Origin of the sequence: Winogradskyella luteola, assembly GCF_019203985.1 — a bacterium.
In the GTDB taxonomy this organism is placed as follows: Bacteria; Bacteroidota; Bacteroidia; order Flavobacteriales; family Flavobacteriaceae; genus Winogradskyella; species Winogradskyella luteola.
In genome coordinates this window covers 1-20,997 of record NZ_JAGSPD010000021.1, presented here as the reverse complement: position 1 = coordinate 20,997, position 20,997 = coordinate 1, and the positions used below count along the sequence as shown (strand labels likewise).

The window sequence follows — 20,997 nt, the reverse complement described above, 5'->3', positions numbered from 1 at the left end:
TCCATTGAATACAAGAATCAACATAAAGAGAAATTAAATAGTCTAATATTTGACCTTTATGAATTGTCTTATAACGAAAAGCAAAGAATTAAAGATTCTTTAATTAAAAAAGCTACTGTAAAAAATTCATCTATCGGCAAATATCAGGAACAACTAAAATTAACCTTAAAGCCTTTTTTCAAAAACCCACTTAATCAGGACTTTTATCATTACAAAGATTTCAGTTTATTAGTTTTTGATGTGTTCTTAAATAGTTCAGAAAAGAACAGTCAAACCTCAAAGAAAGTTTCAAAATATACACTTAATGAAATTTTTAAGAATGATGTTACGGAGAACTTCTTAGCCTCTCAAGAAATGATTTATGGTGAAGATTGTATTTATATACTCAAAAAGGATGATAATACAAACTGGACTGAAACAAAAGCATTTGAAGATGGTCGTGAAATCCTAAAAAGATTGCTGAATGGATAGAGAGTATATAATTATTCCAAAAACAAAACAATTGCCATTCAACAGAACTCTAATTAATGAACTAGATGACAGTTTCTGGTTAGATCAAGTATTTCATCATATTTTAAAGTTCTACAAAAACCATGATAGTTCAGAGTTAAAAAATGAAATAACTGACGAAAGCAACAAAGAATATCCGAAAATTGAAAATCGCATTGCAAGATATATAAGGAGGTATTTGAGAAATAATGTTGAATTCGAAGCGATATTTGATGTAAACGGAGAAAGCGAAGCTAATACCGAAGTGGAAGGGTACTACGATATTAAAATATCAAACACATTTTGGAAGAATAAAAATTACTTTCCGTTTGAGTGTAAGAATCTAATTCTCAATTCCAAAAAAAAACACACCAACAAATACGTTTACTATAAATTAAATAAAAACAAATATGATGGAGGTGCATATCGTTATTTCAATGGAAAGTATGCACAGCTTCAAGATTTTGGTGGAATGCTAGGCTTCGTTCTGAATGATGATTTACAGGACATAAAGAATAAAATAATTGAGAAGCTAAAAATTAAGTTTGATACAAGTCCAAGCGGAGACTTAATCGATAAAAACGGTATAGAGTATGATGGCATTTCAGGTAATAATTTTACTTTTTCAAGCACTCACTATCGAAATGGCACAAAATTCAAGCTTTTCCATATCTTATTTCCTCTTAATTAGAGGATCAATGTGATAATTATGTATATTTAATTTTCACTAATCTAAAATAAGGTAATTTAAAATTTTCTACCTTTGTAATTGATTATGAAACAAGTATTCCATAAAATAATGTCCGTTTTGATGGCTTTTGTAGTGCTGTTCTCTACATTGTCATTTACTATTAATATGCATTATTGTGGAGATACTTTAGTTGAAACTGCCGTATTTCAAAAAGCAAAAGGTTGCGGTATGGAAATGCAGAACCCTTCATCGGAAGGTTGTTCTATGACTAAAAAGAATTGTTGTAATGATGAACAAATCGTCATGGATGGTCAAGACGAGTTAAAAATTTCTTTTGACAGCCTTACCTTTGAGCAACAGCAATTTATAGTAACGTTTATTTACTCTTACATCAACCTTTTTGAAGACTATGATGAAGATATTAATTCTTTTAGAGAATACAAACCACCACTCGTCGTCAGGCAAATCTACAAGATTGACGAGTCCTATTTAATTTGATTTTTAAACATTAGACTATGTTGTCCTATGGCTTTATGTCGTGAGGATAATTTGCTGTATTCGGTGTTTTCACAACACCAATGTCTAATTGTTTAATCATCAAACCTCATGCTAAATAAAAGCATCAAATTTTTAATAGAAAACAAACTTGTAGCTGTTTTGCTTCTCATCCTATTCATTGGATGGGGAATTGTCCATGCACCTTTTAACTGGAACACTGGCTTTTTACCCAATAATCCTGTGGCAGTAGATGCCATACCTGATATTGGTGAAAACCAACAAATTGTGTTTACCAAATGGGAAGGTCGTTCGCCACAGGATATTGAAGACCAAATCACCTATCCATTAACAACGTCTTTATTAGGCATTTCAGGAGTTAAAACCATCCGCAGTTCATCTATGTTTGGGTTTTCAAGCATCTATATCATCTTTGAAGAAGATGTTGACTTCTACTGGAGCAGAAGCAGAATCCTTGAAAAACTCAACTCATTACCAAGTAACTTATTACCTGATGATGTCAACCCATCGTTAGGTTCTGATGCCACAGGATTAGGTCAAATATTTTGGTACACATTAGAAGGACGAGATAAAGATGGCAATGTAACAGGTGGTTGGGACTTACATGAATTAAGAAGCATTCAAGACTACTATGTCAAATATGCTCTGTCATCAGCAAGTGGTGTTTCTGAAGTAGCTTCAATTGGTGGTTATGTGCAGGAGTACCTAGTTGATGTGAACCCTGAATTGATGAGACAATATAATATAGGCTTACATCATATTGTAAAGGCAGTCAAGGAGAGTAATAAAGATATTGGAGCACAAACCATTGAAATAAACCAAGCTGAATATTTGGTAAGAGGCTTAGGCTATATTAAGTCTATCTCCGATATAGAAAATGCAGTCGTTACTTCCGAAGATTTTACTGCTATCAAAATAAAGGATATTGCAAAAGTATCTCTTGCACCAAAAGAAAGGCGTGGCATATTGGATAAGGAAGGAGCAGAAGTCGTTGGAGGTGTCGTGGTTTCGAGGTATGGAGCAAATCCGATGGAAGTTATAAATAATGTTAAGGATAAAATCAACGAATTAAGCTCTGGTTTACCTACTAAAGAACTAAAGGATGGGCGAATCTCTCAATTGACCATAGTTCCATTTTATGACAGAACAGAACTTATTAAAGAGACATTAGGAACGCTCAATGAAGCCTTAACTTTAGAAATACTTATTACTATTTTGGTTATTATCATCATGGTATTTAATCTTCGAGCGTCTATACTGATTTCTGGGCTTTTACCTGTGGCAGTTCTTATGGTGTTCATTGCAATGAAAGCATTTAGTGTAGATGCCAATATTGTTGCTCTTTCAGGAATTGCAATTGCTATTGGAACAATGGTAGATGTTGGTGTCATACTATCTGAAAATATAATTAGGCATTTAGACGAAAATCAAGACAAATTACCAATCAACACCGTTGTCTACAATGCAACATCAGAAGTTTCAGGGGCAATACTAACTGCTGTATTAACTACAATCATCAGTTTTATTCCTGTGTTCACAATGATTGGTGCAGAAGGTAAATTATTCAGACCATTAGCATTTACAAAGACATTTGCACTAACAGCTTCCATTATTGTAGCCTTGTTCCTAATTCCACCGTTTGCTTCATTTTTATTTCAGAAAAGAAGTATCAAAAAGGTTTCAAAATATATTATCAATGGTGCTTTAATACTATTTGGATTAATAGCTATTATTTATGGTTATTGGCTTGGTCTGATTCTTATTGGATTTGGAATTACAGCAATTCTGAAATCTGAAAATAGAATATCTGAAAATCAAGCAAACTACATCAATATTGTCATTTCAGCTTTAGCAATCGTATTTCTATTGGCTGAATATTGGCGACCATTAGGTGTTGGTAACAGTATCTTTTGTAATCTCATATTCGTAGGTCTTATTTGTTTTGGATTATTGGGAATCTTCACAGTCTTTAGAAGATATTATACACGCATTCTCAAATGGGCTTTAGCAAATAAAATCTTGTCCCTTTCAATTCCGACAGTCATTGTTATTTGTGGGTTTCTGATTATGCAAAACACAGGCAAAGAGTTTATGCCATCTTTAAATGAAGGTTCTTTTCTACTGATGCCAACCTCATTACCACACGCAGGAGTCGAAGAAAACAAACGTGTATTACAGCAATTAGACATGGCTGTGGCAAGTATTCCTGAAATTGAAACGGTTGTTGGAAAAGCAGGACGTGTTGAATCAGCCTTAGACCCTGCACCGTTATCCATGTATGAAAACCTTATTCAGTATAAGCCTGAATATATGCTCAATAGCGATGGAAAACGCCAACGCTACAAAGTTGATGAGAACGGTTTTTTTGAACTTAAAAATGGAACGATAATAAGTAATCCAAATAATGCAGATAAAGCTGTTAGAATGCCTAAAATTACTTCTAAAGAGTTAATTGAAGATAATGATGGGGAGCTTTACAGAAATTGGAGACCTGAAATCAAATCTGCTGATGATATATGGCAGGAAATTGTTAGAGTTACCAAGTTACCAGGTGTTACCTCTGCACCAAAATTACAGCCAATAGAAACTCGATTGGTTATGCTACAAACAGGTATGAGAGCACCAATGGGAATCAAGGTCAAAGGTCAAGACCTAAAGCAAATTGAAGATTTTGGTATTCAATTGGAAAACATATTAAAACAAGTAGAAGGTGTTAAGACCGAAGCTGTTTTTGCGGATAGGATTGTTGGTAAGCCCTATCTCTTAATTGATATTGATAGAGAGAAGATAGCACGTTACGGTATCTCAATCCAAGATGTGCAAGATGTACTCAAAGTAGCAGTTGGTGGTATGGTACTAACTGAAACAGTTGAGGGTCGAGAACGTTATGGTGTACGTGTCCGCTATCCAAGAGAATTGAGGGCAAATCCAAATGAGTTGAAGAATATCTATGTGCCTGTCGAAAAAGGCAATCCAGTTCCATTAGGCGAATTGGTTGACATTAGATATGAGCAAGGAGCACAAGTCATAAAAAGTGAGGACACCTTCTTAATCGGTTACGTTTTATTCGATAAGCTAAATGACTATGCAGAAGTTGGTGTTGTTGAGAATGCACAAGCTTTGATAAAATCAAAAATCGATTCAGGAGAATTGGTTGTTCCAAAAGGCATTAGTTATCAATTTACAGGAACGTATGAAAACCAAATCAGAGCGGAGAAAACACTTTCAGTAGTTGTGCCATTGGCTTTAATTATCATATTTCTGATTCTATATTTTCAATTCCGTTCAGTTTCCACATCCTTAATGGTATTTACAGGAATTGCAGTAGCCTTTGCAGGTGGGTTCATAATGATTTGGCTCTACGGTCAGGATTGGTTTTTGAACATCAATGTCTTTGGCGAGAACCTACGAGATTTATTCCAGATGCACCCAATTAATTTGAGTGTCGCAGTTTGGGTTGGCTTTATTGCTTTATTCGGAATAGCGACTGATGATGGTGTGGTCATGGCGACCTATCTCACACAAACCTTTGATAGAAACACGCCTGAAACCAAACAGGAGATTAGAGCATCGGTTGTGGAAGCAGGAACAAAACGTATTCGTCCATGCTTAATGACCACAGCAACAACCATACTCGCTCTTTTACCTGTACTGACTTCAACAGGACGTGGAAGTGATATTATGATTCCTATGGCAATACCAAGTTTTGGTGGCATGGTCATCGCTCTAATAACTTTATTTGTAGTTCCTGTGCTATACAGTTGGAAACAAGAATTACAACTTAAAAAAGCATCAAAATGAAACAGATAAAAAACACTATGAAATTCGTCTTGGTTCTTAGCTTTTATTTTTTGGCTCTTTACGTAAATGCACAGCAATTAGATGTCTTGACCAATGAAGCATTGGCAAACAATCCTGAAATTCAATCTTTTGAATTAAAGTATCGAGTAGCTACCGAACGAGTAAATGAAGCCAAAACATTACCTAATACAGAATTTGGGGTAGGTTATTTTGTAAGTGAACCTGAAACTCGAACTGGAGCACAGCGTTTTAGGATTTCTGCAAAGCAAATGTTGCCTTCATTTGGAGCAATTACAGCAAGAGAGAATTATATCAGTTCCCTATCCGATGCTATTTATGAAGATATAGCCATTGCAAAAAGAAAGTTGGTAGCATCCGTATCACAATCTTATTACAGCCTATATGATTTAAAAGAGAAACAAGTTGTTTTAGATGAAAATATGGCTTTGCTAAAAACCTATGAGGAGTTGGCGTTAACCTCTGTAGAAGTAGGTAAAGCTTCAGCAGTAGATGTTCTACGATTACAGATGAGACAAAATGAATTAGAGCAGTTAAAACAAATTTTGGAACAAGAGTATTTGGCTGAACTGACCAAGTTCAATAAACTTCTAAATAGGGATAAAAGTACCGAAGTCCTTCTTCCAAATGAATTAATAATTCCAAATGCTAACGACCTCATTGATACTGAAAATTTGGGACTTCATCCTGAATTATTGAAGTATGATAAACTCTATGCGTCCATAGAGCAATCAGAATTATTAAATCAAAAAGAAGGCAATCCGATGTTAGGTTTTGGATTGGATTACATCGCAGTTTCAGAACGTCCGAATATGGATTTTAGCGATAATGGAAAGGACATTGTTATGCCAATGGTAAGCCTATCAATTCCTATTTTCAATAATAAATTCAAATCCAAGTCCAAGCAAAATGAATTAAAGCAACAGGAGGTTTTAGCTCAAAAGGAAAGTAGTTTAAACACTTTGGAAGCCTTACTTGATGAAGCCATCAAAAAGAGTGCTTCTGCAAGGATTAGTTACAACACCCAAATCAAAAATTTAAAACAAGCTAAAGATGCAGAAACTATTTTAGTGAAAAGCTACGAAACTGGAACGATTGATTTTAACGATGTTCTGGACATTCAAGAATTACAGTTAAAATTTCAAATGAGTCAAATAGAAGCGGTTAGAAGCTATTACTTACAAAGAACCATAATCAATTATTTAACCAATAATTAAAAATCGATTACAGATGAAACATACATATAAAATTACAGGAATGACCTGTGGCAATTGCAAGGCAACTGTTCAGGATAGTTTGCGCCAAGTTGAAGACGTTTTCAATGTAGAAGTGAGTCTCGAAAACCAAGAGGCTACAATTACTATGGATAAACATGTAGAACTCGGAAAACTTGAAGAGGCACTACCTTCAAAATATACGATTTCTCAAAAAGAAGAAAAGAACGTGTTTGCTTCAACAAATGCTACAAGCTTTCAGCAAGAAGAAGAGAAAACCAAACTACAACAACTAAAACCACTATTGCTTATCATATTTTATATAACTGTTGCAAGTATTTTATTGCATTATAAAAATTGGAACTGGAATGATTTTATGCTTGACTTTATGGGCTTGTTCTATATCGTGTTTAGCTTCTTTAAGATATTAGACCTAAAAGGATTTCCAGAGTCCTTTAAAATGTACGACCCATTAGCAAAGCAAGTTCATGCATACGGTTGGATTTATCCTTTTATAGAAACTGCTTTAGGGCTCATGTTCTTAATGCGTTTTCAAGTAAACATAGCTTTAGTTATTACACTTATTGTATTAGGGATTACAACCATTGGAGTTACAAAAACATTATTGGATAAAAAGTCCATCCGATGTGCTTGTTTGGGAACAGCCCTAAAATTACCAATGACAGAAGCCACTTTTATAGAGAATGCCATTATGATTGTAATGGCAAGTTTAATGTTAATCTTTTAAATCAAAAATTTATGGAAAATCACAACAAAATGAAGAAATCAAACTATAAAAAATTCGGTCTAATGATGTTGGTATCATTTGTAATGATGTATGCCATCATGTTTTTAAATGTATTTGAGTTAGACCATGTGATGTTAAGCACAACAAGAACTTACATGACTTTACTCATGGTTGCACCAATGGCAATTTCTATGCTTTTATTTATGTGGAACATGTACAAAAACACAAAAGTTAATTTCATAATCATTGGTGCTTCGATAGTTATATTTTTTGGATGTCTTTATGGACTACGAACGCAAAAACCGATTGGAGATATTCAATGGATGAAAGCTATGATTCCTCATCATTCTTCAGCTATTCTTACGAGTTCTAATGCGAATTTTGAAGATGCTGAAGTACAAAAACTAGCAACTGACATTATAAAAGCACAGGAAAAAGAAATTGCCGAAATGAAAGCAATGATTAAACGTCTTGAAAATGAAAACAAATAAAGTACTTATTTACTTCGGACTATTAGCAATTGGATTGCTTTTAGGATGGTTGTTATTCGGTGGCTCTTCAAATGAGAATACCAAACATGACCATAATGAGATTTCCGAAGCAGAGCAAATGTGGACATGTTCTATGCATCCACAGATTATGCAACCTGAATCAGGTGATTGCCCTATTTGCGGAATGGATTTAATCCCTGCCGAAACAAGTTCTAGTGGGTTAAACCCAAATGAGTTTAGGTTAACAGAAAATGCTTTGGCATTGGCTAATATCCAAACATCTGTAGTTGGAAACTCTACAACTGGTGATACAACAATTAAGTTATCAGGTAAGATTGCTGAAAATGAGAATGCTAATGTTGTTCAGGCAAGTTACTTCTCAGGACGTATAGAGCGTTTAAATATCAGTTCTATTGGAGAGGAAGTCCGCAAAGGTCAATTATTGGCGACTATCTACTCGCCTGAATTATTCTCTGCACAACAAGAACTCATTACAGCTTCATCTATTAAAGATACACAACCTGAATTATACAAAGCAGTACGCAATAAATTGAAGCTATGGAAAATTTCCGATAGTCAGATTAATCAAATTGAAGCATCAGGGCAAGTACAACAAAACTTCCCTATCTATGCCACAGTTTCTGGTACAGTTTCAGAAAAATTGGTTGAACAAGGTGACTATGTAAAACAAGGTCAAGCTTTACTAAAAATCACTAACCTAAATACGGTTTGGGCACTATTTGATATCTATGAAAATCAAATTGGATTACTTAAAAAAGGACAAGATATTTTGGTAACAACTAATGCTTATCCCAATAAGGAATATAAGGCAAAAGTTGATTTTATAGACCCAACAATGAATGCTTCGACACGAACAGTAAAACTACGAGTAGTACTTAACAATTCGGATGGAAAGTTCAAAACTGGAATGTTTGTAGAAGGGGATATTGAAAATACTAATATAAATGACGAGCAAACTTTGACCATACCAACTTCTGCTGTTTTATGGACTGGAAAACGTTCTGTTGTGTATCTGAAAACAAATCCAAATGAACCAGTTTTTGAAATGCAAGAAGTAACATTAGGAAAGCAATTAGGCAATTATTATGAAGTTACCAAAGGATTGAAGGATGGCGATGAAATTGTAACAAATGGCACATTTACAGTCGATGCTTCTGCACAGCTTCAAGGCAAAAAGTCTATGATGAATAAGGAAGGTGGTAAAACCACGACTGGACATGAAGGTCATAATATGAAAACATCACCAGAACAAATTGACTTTAATGTCAACGTAGAGCAATCTTTTCAATCAGTCATAAATGCCTACTTAGAACTTAAAAATGCTCTCATCCAATCTGATGTGGCTTTGGCTTCCAAAAAAAGTGAAACGTTCAGAAAGGTGTTAGAAGAGATTCCAGTCAAACTAAGAGAACAAACGCATAGTTATTGGTCTATGCTTCATAAAACTTCAAAAGGAATCAATGAAAATGTAAATCTGGAACATCAGAGGAAACAATTTCAAATTCTTTCAGACAACCTAATAACTATGGTAAAAAGCTTTGATGACCTTGATAATACCTTGTATGTTCAGTTTTGTCCAATGGCAGACAATAACAAAGGTGCATATTGGCTAAGTAAAGAAGAGAAGATTTTGAACCCGTATTTCGGAGATGCCATGCTAACCTGCGGAGAAGTAAAACAAGTAATAGAATAATTGATAATAATTAAATTTTTTAAAAATGAAGAAAGTGATTTTAAGTGTAGCTGTAATTATAGCTATGGGGTTTACAAGTTGTAAAAATGAAACAAAAAAAGAAACAGAAACAAACACAACTGAAGTCTCAAAAGAAATGGCGATGACAGATTTATCTTTTGGGGTAAGGGGGAATTGTGGTCTGTGTAAAAGTACAATTGAAAAAGCAGCAAATAATGTAGATGGAGTGGCTAGTGCAAATTGGGATAAAGACAAGAAGAAAATTGATGTATCATTCGATAGTTCCAAAACAGATGAAATGGCAATTCACAATGCCATAGCTGAATCTGGTTATGATACTGAAAAAGTAGCAGGAAGCGAGAAAGCTTATGAGAGTTTACCTGATTGCTGTAAATATGACCACGATATGGAAATGAATCATTCTGGAGACGTAAAAGCTGATGACCATTCTGACCATGATTATTAGAATTGCAGTTTTCTAAATTTAAAGAGCCTCGTATTGAGGCTTTTTTATTTGACTAAAAGAATGTAAGAATGATATATTTCTATTATATATGTCGAATGACAAAGTACCTACTTTCAATTTACCCTACCCCTATCTTCTTTAGGGGGAATACCCCACCAAATTTTAGAAGATTTGATTAGATGATAATATATTTCACTAGGAGTCACAAAGAATAAAATTTTTTATGATATATAAAATATTCTATGATTTTTAAATTAAAAGTTTCAGTTTGAGTTTCACTATTTACGTAAAACAAAAAAGCATCCCAATTTTCAAAAAGAAAAAAGGAAAGCTTTCCATCGGTTCAACTACGTAAACCACCCCATTTTACTGGGGACAAAACAACTTCTTATGATTGCAAAAAAAAGCCCTAATTTCTTAGAGCTTTATTTTTTGCAATTTTAGCGGTCTGGACGGGCGCACTCTTGCAACACGTCTATATATCTTCAAACACTCATATGTACGAGTATTGTATGTTTTAGAACTGTTGCAAATATATAAACACTTATACACATTTACAAACATTGTACTGTTTTTGTTACTTAATAATTTTAGACTAAAATTATTATTAATGTTTAATTCGAAAGAAGTGCATTTAAATCATATAGAAGATAATAATCACAGCCTTTTGGAAAAGATTTAATATTATATTGGTTGGCAGAAGCATAACAAATCTGAACAACTTCATTATCGATTCCGACCATAGCCACACCTAATGTAGAGACTTTATTATTCAAAGGAGAAATTACAACATTGTATTCACTATTGTACTTATCAATTAATTCATTAATAGTGTTCTTAGTTTCAATAACATCTAAACAAGAAAACTCAAAATTTTCTAGAATAGAAGATTTGTATTCATTGGCTATATAGTCGTATTTAACTTCTGCTTTTGCACTCAAATCTGAATTAATCGAGTCTGTTTGTGATGGCTTACCTAAAAGAATTGCGTTAGGTTCAAAAGAGTCAATAATTTCCTGTGTTCTCTCGTTTTCAAAACCATTAAGAATAATTAATAACAATTTTTTAGAAGGAGAGTGTAGTCCAGAATAACCAAATACTGATCTAATTTGTCTAATTCCTTTTGTAAGCCATTCTGGATAATGATTTGCAGGAGTATATGCTAATGTAACATCGACAGAATTTATAAATTGCTCTAAAGATAATACTCTGATCAAAATTAAAAGTACTTCTTTAGTAAAAGTGGTTACATCAATTAAAACCTTAGACTTGACAGATTGTCCAATAAAATCATTTAAAAAGTTATAGAACAGGTCAAATGTATCAATCGGTTCATTTTTAGGATATACAATGGTTTCAAGATTTGTTATATTGGCTCTGATTAAGTTAATGTTTTCATCAGCAACACTGTAAGTCTCATTTAGATGAAAGGCGACTGCTCTTTTAATAAGTGAAGAGTTTAGTGAAAGACCTAATAAAGTTGACCTATCCTCAAAACCAGAAGAACATATGAATAAATCAATTTCACCTAAATGTTCTGATATTTCTTGTTTATTTTTCTTCATCATATCTATTCTAGCTCATCAAATAATGACACTTGTGTATAACCTGTATCTTCCTTGGAATCAAAATATTTTGTAGATTCCTTTACAAATTTTTGAGGCTCCGTTAACGAAAGTTTAAGCATACTACTATTCATAAATTTATAACCCTTAAAACCAGTAGGATCTAATTTAAAGAATGGTGCTAAAGTTCTACTTAATATATATAATTTACTCCTTCCAGTACCTTGTTTATTACCAATAGAACTTTGATGTAAGTATCCGTAACTTATTGCTAGTTCAATTATTTCTTTCAATTCTTTATCAGGCATATCATTTAAAGCAACTGAAAAAACAACTCTTTCAGTTCTATCAGAAACAAATATTTTACTAAACATACCACCAAGTCCTTCTAATAAATTATACAATTTATCAGCTTTACTTAGTTTCTCATTACCATTAACATCCCCATGTTCCTCAAAAATCTTTTTGAATTCATCCTCTAGAAATTTTGTGGAAAATTTCACTATTTCTTCGTTTTGAATACTATGAGGAATAAATTCGATTTGATCAGAAGAACTACCTTTTTGAGTTTCATATTCAGAAAACATTCTTGATGCTGGTTCTAAAAAGTATCTAATTATTCCTGATGAAATGTTTACTAAATTATCAAAACCAGCATAGCTATACGTAGCACCTGACCTGTGTTTTCTTAGATATTTAACATACTCTGAAGTAGCGTATCTTCGAGCAGCATCTTTTCCAGCATAGGGTTTATCTGGATTTGTATGCTCTTTTTCAATTTTGTCATAAAACTCTTTAATTTTTGCTGCTTGTTCCTCATCCTGAGGAAAAAATAGCTCAGACTCAATTTCTTTTTTAAGGTACTTCTTTATTCTTTTACTAACAATACTCTCTATTCTGTTATAATATTTTTTGTTTGAAGATGTATAAATCGTTGTAATGTTTATTTGAGAATAGTCGTGGGGAAAATCAATTGTTTTGTTAGTTATAGTTTTGAAGCTTTTATAGTCTAGCTGTGTTGATATTTTTAAACTTACTTCAGCCGAATTTCTATAGGATACCCATGTATTTAATATTCTTGTTTGAATTGTATTTAAGTAACCTGCATCATCAATTAATAAAAAAATAGGTTTTTCACGTGGCATGAACGATAGCTTTCCTAATCCTAATAAAATTGGATATAAAAAATCCAAGTAATTACATAAAGCCCCTTGATATTCGGCTGTGCTATTCGGTGATGTTGCAACGCTTGTACAATACCTCTTGCAGCTAAGAAGCATTCTTTCAAGAATTTTAATAATTTTATTAATATAACCTATGCTAGATTCTTCTTTTGTTTTGTAACTAGAAATATCTTCTCCTGTAATCTCAACATACCATAAAAAAACATCATTATAAAACTCTTCAAAATCAGCAATATAAGAACTCAAATCATAAGCTTTAAGATCCTTAAAACACTTTATTGCTATATACGTAGTTAAAAGGTGTTCATTTATAAATGTGTTAGAATTGTTTTTTAATCTACCTAATTCAGGATAATTTATGTCAGTCAACTTGATAGGAATATAAAGGGAAAAATAATCCAATTCATTTAAATTGCAGTTTTTGTCTAACATTTGGCAATCAGGCATCATATAACGAAACATCATACTTTTACCAGATCCCCTAGGACCATTTAAAAAAGTATGAAACACCTCTTTAACCTGTCCAAAGTCCGTAAATACGTCGACAAATAACTCATGTATTTCACCTGCTTTCAAATCTTCAGGTGTTTTAACTTCAAATGGATTCATTCACTTTATCTTTTGTTATCAAATTACACACATAATCACCATCAATTTTATTACCATTCTCATATAATGCTTCATTGTTAGTGAAAATTATTTTTTTGTTAATACTAGGGTATATACTATCCCTCAATTCATAAGCTAACTGCTTAAAATTTTGATCATTACTTTTTGAGTATAAATTAATATTTACCTTTACTGAATTTATACGACACTTTTCTGGCAAAAACCTACTACAATATAAACTTTCTGTGAATGTCTTAAAAGTTCTATCATAAACCTCATCAAGCAAAAATTTCTCAATTATCCCGTCTTTGGTCTGTACTTGATACTTTTTTATTAATACTTCATCGGAAATATAAAATTTCAATTTCAATTCATTTCCATTTATCTTAACACTCTGTAGGCTTGCTGAATACAAATGATAAATTATACTTGTTGGGACCATTTCATCAATGTCAAGAAGAAAGTTAGATGCACGTGTTTGATCTTCTGACAATTCATCTCCTAAACGTAATAATGCGGCTAAGAATTGCGGTCTAATAGTTTTATGAGAAATATCGTCATCAATTGGTAGTTTTCCGATTGGATCATCTTTACCTCCATGAGCCTTGGCAATATTGGAAATAGTTTGCCTCTCTCCTGAACTTAAAATTTTACCATTATCAAATTTAGTCAATAATTCAGCACCTTTTCTCGCATGTTCTTTTCTTGATGCAATCAAATGTCCAGTATCATGTAACTGAATTGCAACCAATAAAATAAATAATTCGTAAGGAGAAATATAAAATTTATTGCTTTCCTCCTTTACAAAAGATACGTTTAAATTATTTAACAACCACGAAACTCTCTGTATTACCATCCTAATGTGGTCAACACCATGGTCATTGTAATAACCTTCTTTTTCAATCTCTAAAATTTTAGTCTTTATTTCCGGATGTACCTCTTTATCAAATTTATCTTTAAAATCTTCATAAATTCTAACATAATTGTTATCAAGAGGAAACCCTCTCAAATCATCATTAAACTTTAAAAATTCTGATTCTATACTTTCGTTGTATTCTATATCCACTGATTAATCTTTACTTTCTTTATTTAACTTGATTATCTGTTCAAAAATTGACTTTGCCAATAATGGTGGAACAGCATTTCCGATTTGTTGTTGGATATGCATCAAACTACCTTTAAATATAAAATCATCTGGAAAGCTTTGAATCCTGGCTGCTTCTCTAACAGATAACCCCCTATTTTCAATTGGATGAATTAGCATATTCTTACGATAATTGGCAATTACTACCGAGGGTCTATTTAAGTGTAAGCGTCTATATATACCACTGTGACACTTCGAAGTATCGGAATAATTACTCATTAATTCTTGAGGTATCGATTTCCAATTTTTACCCATAGGAACATGTTTATATCTTTCAACCACATAGTCTTGATTTTTAGAAACAAAGTTTTGTTTTGAATACTTAGAACCATTTCTCATCAATCTAGCGAAATCACTACAACGTCCCTTTTTATAAGGGAGTTCATAAATACTCTCCCCGTTACCAAGCGAGGGCAAATCACTAATTGCTTGTTTAACACTAACCTTAATTTCACTTTTTTCAGGGAACTCAAAATTAACACCAAGCCTATTACCTACCATAAAAAACCTATTTCTACTCTGAGGAACACCGTAATCAGAAGCTGTAAGCACTTCATGTGATATAGTATATCCAAGTTTTATGAACTCCTTTTTCAACTGATTTAAAACAGCTCCTTTTTGAAATGAAACAAACCCTTCAACATTTTCAAATACAAACCATTTTGGATTGCTTTCTTCAACTAATCTTATAAATTCTTTAAATAAAGAATTATTTATGTTCTTTGTATTTCTAGTTTTTGTGTTAGAAACTGAAAAACCTTGACAAGGCGGCCCTCCAAACAAAACAAAAGGTTCTTTCTGATGTTCTTTAATTTTAAATTCTCTGACATCAGAACAAATAACCTCAGCATTAGGATGATTATGTTCAAATGTATCTGCTGCTTGTCTATTATTTTCTATAGCTAAATCAATTCTAATACCAGCTTTCATAGCTCCAATGCTCATTCCGCCTGCTCCACTAAAGATATCAATTGCGTTTTTCATAGAATAGAATATAACATTTTTTTGTTAATTTATATAAAAAGGACAAGCCATCAGTTAAACTGATAGCTTGTTCCTTAACTCTTTTTTATTCAATTTATAAATATAATAAAGCTATTTAACATTCTTATTATTTTTTAGAATAAGTTCAATATTTTTGTCTTGAAAAGTACTAATTGCATTATTAATATTATTCTCAAAGTAATCGAAGTAATTATTTTCGATCATTAAATTAGCTATAACTTCTTCGGTTGGATAAGCTTTAACATTCGGTTTTGTTACCGTAGCAATGAAGAAATCGTAATCATCAATCTTATTATCCCAAGTAATATTTAAAACTCCACCGCTATTTATGATAGGCACTTCATCTCCAATTTTGTATTGTTGGGGATCAAAACCTCTGCTATAATTCTCACTCCAAGTATTCAGCAAATTTTTTAGCTCATCATTCTTAAAATGCTTTGGATTAATAACAATCCCTACACAACCCCATCCCCAATTTAATCTATTAAAGTCTTTCACTTTATTACGCTCTGCATCTATCATAAATTTAGACTCTTCTATAATCCGTTCTATTGATAATCTATCATTTAAAAATGGGACAAAAACTGCACGTCCAATATCATTTTTAGAATTACATTTGGAAGACAAAACCATTGTATAAGTATCATATCTGGATTCAGAAATTCTACCATATCTAATTGGTGCCTTAATATTAACTCTATTAGTGATTCTTAAACTTTCTCTTCTCCATTTTGATCTTATTTCTGATCTCTCCCATAACAAAGAACCAACTATTAGAACTCCTCCTTTATAAACCATACTAAATTGTAATTTGACAGTTAAAAACTAATTTTAATTCTAGGTTTTTTTACAAAATCAATCACTTTTTTAACTGCTTTTTTACCCTCATTTATAACATTACTAGGGGTTTCACCTAGTGCCTTACCAGGATTATTTTTAATTTTCTCCATCTCTTTACTAACACTATTCAACACTTTTGTTGTCTCATTATTCTTTCCCATAGTCTTCTCTGCAAATCTTGTAATTTCTTTCATTGCATCAACTGAAACATCATCAATTATGGTAGTTTCGTTAATAATCCCCCCTAATTTATCTAACATTTTAACAATATCATTATTATCACCCGGTCCATTAACAATGTCGTTCCATCCATTGGTTATGAATTTAATAATTTCATTATTGGGTCCGAATTCAAGATCCCCCAAGTGTACCTTTACTCTATCTGAATCTGGACAAGACTTTTTATTTCCTGAATAATAGTTTGCAATTAATTTGCTATAATCTGTTTGCTCTTTTTCAATAGTGTCAATTAAACTAATATCATTAGTCTTGAGTATCGAAGGATTAAAAGATATAAAAAGACCTTCTTTGCTAACATCTAAATCCTTTGGTTTTATAGTGTATACTAAATAGTCATAATCTAATTCGATTTCAAAGTCTTCAGACGTATTATCAAAATCTGCTTGACTAACAGATCTATAATCACTCAAAATTGCCACAGGTTCTATGAAATCGTTTCCTATAAGCTGTTGAAATGTTATTCCTATTTTCGGCACTTTTGTCCATCCTGATTTCCATGCCCATTTACCATCGGTTTCAACTTTTAAATCTATAGCCGCGCATGAAATATCTGGTTTTAAGAGTAAAAAATTTCTATTATTAATATTCTCATAGGAAAATTTAAATTTTGTATTAACAGTTTTATCAGTACTTCCATCTAACTTAACAGTAATCCCAGCCATATCAACACCACCCATTACTCTCGGACCAATAAATGCACGGATACTTGCTGATATATTAGCAGAAACATTTAAATTAGCTGCAATTCCTTCATCAACCACCCATTGTTGATTTAAGTCGTTTATTCGTATTTGTCCAGTAATAGCATCATCCTTAGTTAAATGCACATATAGCCCAACAAGTCCCAAAATCTCATTACTTGAATACTTCTGTGCTAAATACCCATTAACTTTAGTACTATTTATATTTACACTTGTAATTTTATTATCTACTTGACTATGCTGTTTTGAACCTATTAGACCTATATAATCTTGAAATATTTTCTTATTAATATATATAAAACTATACTCAAAACTAACATCTAAATTAGCTACTAAGTTTTTTAGATTATTACTCAGCTTTTTATTTAAATTTTTCAGTTCAGAAGCCGTCACATCAGGTTTTATCGGTGGCATAATTGCACTGCTTTCTGGTTTATCTGTATATCTAGCTGAGAGCAATATTCCTTTTGAGCTAAATAATGGTGAGTTTAATGAAATATATTTTTTAAATACTTTTTCTTGGGTATTGTATTTCAAATCATAATACCAATTTTCTTCCTTGTCAGAATAAACTCTTTCAGTTTTGTTATTTTCAACAAGCTCAAAAGATTGGTCAGTAGAATTTCCAATTAGAATTGATGTAGAAATAGGTTCGTTATTTATGTATGTTATTAAATCTGCCAATTGTTGAGACCTTTTTTTTGATAAACCAATTTTCAGCCCAAGAAAGAATGCCTTAGGTTTTAAATGAAGAGGTATTAGTTTAAGCTCTACCATATCAGAATCACCCTTATCATTTTTAGCAATTTTAGAAACCGTAACTTGTGATAGCAACTCTAAGCTAGCCTTCTTTTTACCCTTGGAATTGAATGCTTCTAATCTAATTAAAGCTGACATAAACCCATCTTCAGAAATCAACTCTACATCAGCAATATTAATTTTCCAGTTTTCAAAATACCCATGCTTTCTATACTTTAGATTAGTCCCTTTAAGAGTACTAATACTTTCTGATATAGCTTCATTTGACAGAAAAAAACTTAAATCTTCAGAATAAGGGAATCCTGATTTATTAATTGTTAATAATGATAAATTTAAGCTTTCCCATTTTGCTAATTCCCTTTCTTTAAATACAAATTCTTCGATGCCCTTGCAGCTAATTAGACATAACGCAATTAATAAAGTAATAACTAACCTTTTCATACTATATTGATTTTTTAGTCATTTACATCTTGAAAACATTCTGCTTATTATTAAACAATTCTTAAGCATACAAGTTTAAAAGTGAAATGACTCACAATTAAAAATTTGCCATTAATTATATAGGGATAGGAAGAATACTATTAAACACCTAATAGTCAATCAAATATAATTAATTAATCTTATAAATGAAATAATTAATTAATAATGTCCTAATAGGACTGCTAAACATTTATGGAAATCCCAGCGAAATTGCGTGATAAGATATTAAGTCCTTTAATACAGTAACGGAAATAGTACTGTTTATATTAAAAATAGCTCCCTAATTCTACTTATTTTTGTGCCGCCTGCCTATCTGAAAGAAGCATGCTAGATACTAACTTTCAAATGTCCCTTGCTTACTTGAAAAAGAACCGTTAACAGTAGAACTACAAGCAGTATATTTTAAATAACGAAATTAGTAATCGCTTGCCAACATAAGCATGCAGTAGTTGTCTAACTTAGAAAAGTAATCACTTTTTATCATTTGCATACTTAGATTATCTACAAATAATAGTTCACAGTCTTGTTCTATAGAATAAAACGATTGTATATAATCAATACCCTTATGCTGTTTCACCATGTCCTGAGTGAATGTATAGATTTCTAATATTTCGTCTAGGGTAAGGCAAGTATTTACGTTTTGGGTGACGTAGAATGTTCCATTGAAATGATAATCACCTTCGCTTTCTTGTAGTTTATACTCTAAATTGTTTTTAAAAGTGTACTGACTTACTAGACATCCTAATTCTTCTTTAGTATAACTTAAATGATTGGCAATATCAATATTGGTGTATTTGAGTTGTTTTAATTGCAAATACACATTATAGTCTGCAATTTCTTTTTGCTGTGGCGTTTCCTTATATAAATCCATGGTAAAAGTTTTGGGTAACCTTCACCATTTTCACCCAAAAAAGATAACTGTTGCTTATCTTTTTCAATAAGCTGATCTTTATGTCCCGGAGCAATAATGACTTGCAAGTTAGCTTTTACAGAGGTTATGTCGTATTTCTTTTGTGTCTAAATACAATGTTGTATTTATTGAAGTTTCTTTGAGTGCCTTCCTCTTTAAAAAAAGACACTGAAAGTAAACTTATTTTTTTAAGTCATACACAAGTAATTCGGAAGCATTAATTCCATTTATAGTACCAAATTGATAATACAGTGTGTATTTTCCAGATTTATAATTTTTAAGTTGTTCTGTAATTCTCTGTTTGATTTCTGGACTCAAATTTTTATTAGATAATATTTCGAAAGGTCTGTTATTTCTGTGTTTTACATCAACAGAACCAAAAGTTAAATCATAATCTAGCTTCATCATTAACTCTCTATTTAATTGATATGTTCTTCCATTATATTGTTTTTGAATAAAAGGTAGTTTAAACATTATGTCATAAATATAAGCTGGTCTGTACAGAATGGATGAGTCTAAAGATTTTACTTTACACTTTGATATTTTAGAATTTGATTTAGCGTAAAAACGAACTTGATAACTCGTTTTAAGAACGTCAAAAGACCTACTTGATTTTTTGTCAATAAAGTCCCTTAAGTCATTTTTAGCTTGCTCAATAACTGAGTTAATAATTTTAGGTTTTATTCTATTAACAAAACTACTGTCATAGTCTTCTACATTGAAATAATCGAATAGTAAGGATTTACGTTTATCACTAACGGACTCTCGATTGTCTGTATCTATCAAGTACTGTAGCTTACGTTTTTCAACTTCATTAATAACTCTATCAGAAAACGAATTGGCATTAAATTTTTTGTAAATAACCGAAGCATTTCCATCTATTAATTCAATTGTTCTATAATGTAGATAGTCATTAGTAAAGTAAAGGTTTTCAATTTTATTATTATGATATTTATCATCAAAGATTTGTTGTAAATAGTCGGTTTTTAGTGAAGGAAATTGAACTATATTATAAGAGTAGTATCCATCAATCATAACGTAGCTTTCAACAACATCTAAATTGATATTTAAGTCATAATATAGTTGATTGGTTTTATAAACAACAAGTTCTTTTATCTCACCATTATAGAACCGTTTTTCCATTTGCCAATCAGATCTGTTATTTACCAAATGAGTTAAGAAGTATAGTGTTTCAGAAGACTGCTGTCCAATCTTAATTTGAGAATGACAAAGGCTTGAAATAAAAATTAAAGCAATTACTAAAAAATGTTTCATTGAGATCAGTATTACTCTACCAGTCCCAAATAGAAGATTTATAAAACGAAAAAGCGTGGAACTGTAGCCCTACGCCCTTAAAGTACCGCCAAGCACTCATCCGACAAATAGGAACAGCCCACGCCGTAGCGTGAGCG

17 protein-coding genes are annotated in these 20,997 nt (G+C 31.9%); 9 read left to right on the top strand and 8 right to left on the bottom strand.

The window, feature by feature from the left end; translation table 11 throughout:
- The 9 genes from KCG49_RS15915 to KCG49_RS15875 all read left to right on the top strand — a co-directional run.
- Positions 1-471 (top strand): hypothetical protein (locus tag KCG49_RS15915; RefSeq protein WP_218547924.1); only part of this gene is annotated, 471 nt, incomplete at its 5' end.
- Positions 464-1,180, top strand: a complete 717-nt coding sequence (locus KCG49_RS15910; RefSeq protein ID WP_218547922.1) for a hypothetical protein — start codon at positions 464-466, stop codon at positions 1,178-1,180. The genes KCG49_RS15915 and KCG49_RS15910, both read left to right, overlap by 8 nt.
- 84 nt (positions 1,181-1,264) lie before the next feature.
- The gene (locus KCG49_RS15905) at positions 1,265-1,678 is read left to right on the top strand and encodes an HYC_CC_PP family protein (RefSeq protein WP_218547920.1); all 414 of its coding nucleotides are present in this window, start codon (positions 1,265-1,267) and stop codon (positions 1,676-1,678) included.
- A gap of 108 nt (positions 1,679-1,786) precedes the next feature.
- On the top strand, positions 1,787-5,497 hold the full coding sequence (locus KCG49_RS15900) for an efflux RND transporter permease subunit (RefSeq protein ID WP_218547917.1): 3,711 nt from the start codon (positions 1,787-1,789) through the stop codon (positions 5,495-5,497).
- On the top strand, positions 5,494-6,732 hold the full coding sequence (locus KCG49_RS15895; protein ID WP_218547915.1) for a TolC family protein: 1,239 nt from the start codon (positions 5,494-5,496) through the stop codon (positions 6,730-6,732). Before KCG49_RS15900 ends, KCG49_RS15895 begins: the two co-directional genes overlap by 4 nt.
- 13 nt (positions 6,733-6,745) lie before the next feature.
- The gene (locus tag KCG49_RS15890; protein WP_218547914.1) at positions 6,746-7,477 is read left to right on the top strand and encodes a heavy-metal-associated domain-containing protein; all 732 of its coding nucleotides are present in this window, start codon (positions 6,746-6,748) and stop codon (positions 7,475-7,477) included.
- Positions 7,478-7,506: 29 nt separating this feature from the next.
- The gene (locus tag KCG49_RS15885; RefSeq protein WP_256260042.1) at positions 7,507-7,968 is read left to right on the top strand and encodes a DUF305 domain-containing protein; all 462 of its coding nucleotides are present in this window, start codon (positions 7,507-7,509) and stop codon (positions 7,966-7,968) included.
- Positions 7,955-9,682, top strand: a complete 1,728-nt coding sequence (locus tag KCG49_RS15880) for an efflux RND transporter periplasmic adaptor subunit (RefSeq protein WP_218547910.1) — start codon at positions 7,955-7,957, stop codon at positions 9,680-9,682. The genes KCG49_RS15885 and KCG49_RS15880 overlap by 14 nt, the downstream gene beginning before the upstream one ends.
- A gap of 25 nt (positions 9,683-9,707) precedes the next feature.
- A complete protein-coding gene (locus KCG49_RS15875) occupies positions 9,708-10,148 on the top strand; it encodes a heavy-metal-associated domain-containing protein (RefSeq protein WP_218547909.1) in 441 nt (146 codons plus the stop codon).
- Positions 10,149-10,762: 614 nt separating this feature from the next.
- Here KCG49_RS15875 and KCG49_RS15870 read toward each other — a convergent pair.
- The 8 genes from KCG49_RS15870 to KCG49_RS15835 form a co-directional block, all read right to left on the bottom strand.
- Positions 10,763-11,713, bottom strand: coding sequence for a hypothetical protein (locus KCG49_RS15870; RefSeq protein ID WP_218547907.1), 951 nt, complete (start codon positions 11,711-11,713; stop codon positions 10,763-10,765).
- Between the two features lie 5 nt (positions 11,714-11,718).
- The gene (locus KCG49_RS15865) at positions 11,719-13,506 is read right to left on the bottom strand and encodes an ORC-CDC6 family AAA ATPase (protein WP_218547906.1); all 1,788 of its coding nucleotides are present in this window, start codon (positions 13,504-13,506) and stop codon (positions 11,719-11,721) included.
- The gene (locus KCG49_RS15860) at positions 13,493-14,572 is read right to left on the bottom strand and encodes an HD domain-containing protein (RefSeq protein WP_218547904.1); all 1,080 of its coding nucleotides are present in this window, start codon (positions 14,570-14,572) and stop codon (positions 13,493-13,495) included. Before KCG49_RS15860 ends, KCG49_RS15865 begins: the two co-directional genes overlap by 14 nt.
- A 3-nt stretch (positions 14,573-14,575) precedes the next feature.
- Positions 14,576-15,634: a DNA cytosine methyltransferase gene (locus tag KCG49_RS15855; protein ID WP_218547903.1), complete on the bottom strand. Its 1,059-nt coding sequence runs from the start codon at positions 15,632-15,634 to the stop codon at positions 14,576-14,578.
- Positions 15,635-15,745: 111 nt separating this feature from the next.
- The gene (locus KCG49_RS15850) at positions 15,746-16,453 is read right to left on the bottom strand and encodes a hypothetical protein (RefSeq protein ID WP_218547902.1); all 708 of its coding nucleotides are present in this window, start codon (positions 16,451-16,453) and stop codon (positions 15,746-15,748) included.
- A gap of 20 nt (positions 16,454-16,473) precedes the next feature.
- On the bottom strand, positions 16,474-18,636 hold the full coding sequence (locus KCG49_RS15845; protein ID WP_218547901.1) for a hypothetical protein: 2,163 nt from the start codon (positions 18,634-18,636) through the stop codon (positions 16,474-16,476).
- 454 nt (positions 18,637-19,090) lie between these two features.
- Positions 19,091-19,546, bottom strand: a complete 456-nt coding sequence (locus KCG49_RS15840) for a hypothetical protein (protein ID WP_218547900.1) — start codon at positions 19,544-19,546, stop codon at positions 19,091-19,093.
- Positions 19,547-19,765: 219 nt separating this feature from the next.
- Positions 19,766-20,860 (bottom strand): hypothetical protein, encoded by a 1,095-nt coding sequence (locus KCG49_RS15835; protein WP_218547899.1) that lies wholly within the window; start codon positions 20,858-20,860, stop codon positions 19,766-19,768.
- Between the last annotated feature and the right edge of the window lie 137 nt (positions 20,861-20,997).

Excerpts from the sequence above, each read along its gene's own strand:
- KCG49_RS15910 (WP_218547922.1), top strand. The coding sequence starts at position 464 with ATGGATAGAGAGTATATAATTATTCCAAAAACAAAACAATTGCCATTC.
- KCG49_RS15905 (WP_218547920.1), top strand. The coding sequence starts at position 1,265 with ATGAAACAAGTATTCCATAAAATAATGTCCGTTTTGATGGCTTTTGTA.
- KCG49_RS15900 (WP_218547917.1), top strand. The coding sequence starts at position 1,787 with ATGCTAAATAAAAGCATCAAATTTTTAATAGAAAACAAACTTGTAGCT.
- KCG49_RS15895 (WP_218547915.1), top strand. The coding sequence starts at position 5,494 with ATGAAACAGATAAAAAACACTATGAAATTCGTCTTGGTTCTTAGCTTT.
- KCG49_RS15890 (WP_218547914.1), top strand. The coding sequence starts at position 6,746 with ATGAAACATACATATAAAATTACAGGAATGACCTGTGGCAATTGCAAG.
- KCG49_RS15885 (WP_256260042.1), top strand. The coding sequence starts at position 7,507 with ATGAAGAAATCAAACTATAAAAAATTCGGTCTAATGATGTTGGTATCA.
- KCG49_RS15880 (WP_218547910.1), top strand. The coding sequence starts at position 7,955 with ATGAAAACAAATAAAGTACTTATTTACTTCGGACTATTAGCAATTGGA.
- KCG49_RS15875 (WP_218547909.1), top strand. The coding sequence starts at position 9,708 with ATGAAGAAAGTGATTTTAAGTGTAGCTGTAATTATAGCTATGGGGTTT.
- KCG49_RS15870 (WP_218547907.1), bottom strand. The coding sequence starts at position 11,713 with ATGAAGAAAAATAAACAAGAAATATCAGAACATTTAGGTGAAATTGAT.
- KCG49_RS15865 (WP_218547906.1), bottom strand. The coding sequence starts at position 13,506 with ATGAATCCATTTGAAGTTAAAACACCTGAAGATTTGAAAGCAGGTGAA.
- KCG49_RS15855 (WP_218547903.1), bottom strand. The coding sequence starts at position 15,634 with ATGAAAAACGCAATTGATATCTTTAGTGGAGCAGGCGGAATGAGCATT.
- KCG49_RS15850 (WP_218547902.1), bottom strand. The coding sequence starts at position 16,453 with ATGGTTTATAAAGGAGGAGTTCTAATAGTTGGTTCTTTGTTATGGGAG.
- KCG49_RS15845 (WP_218547901.1), bottom strand. The coding sequence starts at position 18,636 with ATGAAAAGGTTAGTTATTACTTTATTAATTGCGTTATGTCTAATTAGC.
- KCG49_RS15840 (WP_218547900.1), bottom strand. The coding sequence starts at position 19,546 with ATGGATTTATATAAGGAAACGCCACAGCAAAAAGAAATTGCAGACTAT.
- KCG49_RS15835 (WP_218547899.1), bottom strand. The coding sequence starts at position 20,860 with ATGAAACATTTTTTAGTAATTGCTTTAATTTTTATTTCAAGCCTTTGT.